The sequence below is a fragment of the Salipiger sp. HF18 genome (assembly GCF_011806505.1).
Taxonomy (GTDB): domain Bacteria; phylum Pseudomonadota; class Alphaproteobacteria; order Rhodobacterales; family Rhodobacteraceae; genus Salipiger; species Salipiger thiooxidans.
On the sequence record NZ_JAATOS010000608.1, the window covers coordinates 1 to 2,147 of the forward strand.

The 2,147-nt window shown below is 69.6% G+C and carries 4 protein-coding genes; all 4 read right to left on the minus strand.

Annotation, left to right across the window (positions count from 1 at the left end; all coding sequences use genetic code 11):
* The coding region (locus HC022_RS24790) for a cell division protein FtsA (RefSeq protein WP_303049099.1) at positions 1 to 607 on the minus strand (607 nt) is incomplete at its 3' end.
* Positions 604 to 732, minus strand: a complete 129-nt coding sequence (locus HC022_RS29945) for a hypothetical protein (protein ID WP_368484742.1) — start codon at positions 730 to 732, stop codon at positions 604 to 606. The genes HC022_RS29945 and HC022_RS24790, both read right to left, overlap by 4 nt.
* Positions 699 to 1,475 (minus strand): cell division protein FtsQ/DivIB, encoded by a 777-nt coding sequence (locus tag HC022_RS24795; RefSeq protein WP_368484745.1) that lies wholly within the window; start codon positions 1,473 to 1,475, stop codon positions 699 to 701. The genes HC022_RS29945 and HC022_RS24795 overlap by 34 nt, the downstream gene beginning before the upstream one ends.
* A partial coding sequence (locus HC022_RS24800; RefSeq protein WP_167454168.1) for a D-alanine--D-alanine ligase occupies positions 1,472 to 2,147 on the minus strand: 676 nt, incomplete at its 5' end. The genes HC022_RS24800 and HC022_RS24795, both read right to left, overlap by 4 nt.

Here is a 2,147-nt window from a genome sequence, read left to right on the forward strand (position 1 = left end):
CGCAATGCGCAATATTCTGGATCGCCTGCGCGTTCACCGTCAGCATGTGCATGTCGGTGGCCAGCGACTGGCCGATCTGGCCGCGCGGATCGTTGAGCCCGGAGCGGTGGTCGAGCGCGAAGTTCACCGGCTGCGCGTGCAGCACCTCGCGGCCCGAGCCGAAATCGGGCACGTCGCAGGCCGACAGCACCCGCGCCACATCCTGTTCCGAGACCATGGTGTTCTCGACCTCGACCTGCCCCGCCAGCCCGTAGCTGCGCGGCTCGGCCCCGGCGAAGGAGACGATGACGTGGTCGACCCGGATGCCGGCCATCTTCTGCGCCGCCTGCACCGCGGTGCGGATCGCCCGCTCGGTCTCGCCCATGGCGGCGATCTCGCCGAAGCGCACCCCGCGCGAGCGTGTGGTGGCGGCGCCGATCACCCGGAAGCCCGACTGCCCGGCCAGCGAGCCCACGCCGTCGTCGCCGATGCGCTCGGTCCCGTCGAAGCGCAGGACGAGGCAGGCAATCTTGGAGCTGCCCACGTCCAGGATCGCGACGACACCCCGCTGCATCGCGGCCTTGCGCATGTTCCGCATCGCGCGCTGGGATTCATAGAGCTCGATCATCGCTTTTTCTCTCCGGTCTCCACGGCCTTGATCTGCCGGTAATCCTCGATCGCTTCACCGTTCAGCCGCAGCGACGGGCGCTGCGACAGCCTCAGGTCCACTGCCGCGATGTCCCGCGCCAGCATGTCCACCGCCTGGTCCATGGCGATGGCCCGTTCCAGCGCACGCACGGCATGATCCTCTGACCGCGATCGAGGCCCACGTCCCAGCGCCGCTCGCCGATACGCTCGAGCCCGCGCAGCCTGTCCTTGAGCGGCGCCGCCGCCTGCACCAGCGCCACCGCCTCGGGCACCGCCTGGTCGGCACCGCGCCCGGCGATCACCGGAAGATCCGGCCGGTCGCTGCGCGCCTGCGCCGGACGCACCCGCACGCCCTTGCGGTCGAGCAGCTCGAGCTGTCCACCCATGCGCCACAGCACCACCGGCACCCGCTCGGTCACCTCGATCTGCAGCACCCCGCCCTGCCGGATCATCAGCCTGGCCTGCCGGACCGCGTCGAGCCCGTTGATGGTCTCGCGCATCTGGTCAAGGTCGAGGTCGAAGGAGCTGATCGGGAAGTCGAGCGGGATGATCTCGCGGATGTCCTCGGCCACGTCGGGGCTGGCGCCGTCGATGGCCATGAGGTTGACCATGAACTCGGGCCGGGTCTCGATCTGGTTGCGGATCTCGGCGATGGTGTCGGTCACCGCGGTGCGGTGCTGCTCGTAGGAAAAGTACCACCCCGCCGCGCCCGCGACGACCGCGAGCGGCAGCCCGACCCGCAGCGTGAAGCGGAAGAGCGGCGTCAGCATCAGCCGCTCGAGCCGGTACTTCAGCCGCGACGGCGCGGGATCGGGGCGGTGCACCTGCTGTGCCTGCTCCGGGGTCATCTGTTGCACGAGGCGTCCTCCACCATCCAGCGGCAGAGCGCGCCAAAGGTGATGCCGACGCTCTGGCCCTGCTCGGGCGCCAGCGAGGTCGGCGTCATGCCGGGCTGGGTGTTGGTCTCGAGCAGGATCAGCCCGTCGAGCCCACGGCTCTCGTCCCAGCGGAAATCAGTGCGGCTGACGCCCCGGCAGCCGAGCGCCCGGTGGGCGCGCAGTGCGTAGTCGAGACAGGCGTCGAAGATCTCCTGCGGTACGGCGGCGGGCAGCACGTGGCGCGAGCCGCCGTCCTTGTACTTGGCGTCGTAATCGTACCAGCCGTCGGTAAGGATGTCGGTCACGGTGAGCGCCCGGTCACCGACCACCGTGGTGGTCAGCTCACGGCCCGGCGCGTAGGTCTCGACCATCAGCGTCTCGGGCATCTCGGGGGACAGGCGCGGCGGCGTGTTGGCACCGTCCATCACCAGGTAGACGCCCACCGACGAGCCCTCGTTGTAGGGCTTCACCACGTAGGGCGGCGCCATGACGTGAGCCGCCTCGATCTCGTCCTTGCTGGCCAGCACGCTCTCGACCACCGGCAGACCGGCGTCGCGGTAGACCTGCTTGGAGCGTTCCTTGTCCATGGCCAGCGCCGAGGCCAGCACACCGGAATGGGTGTAGGGAATGCCGATCCACTCC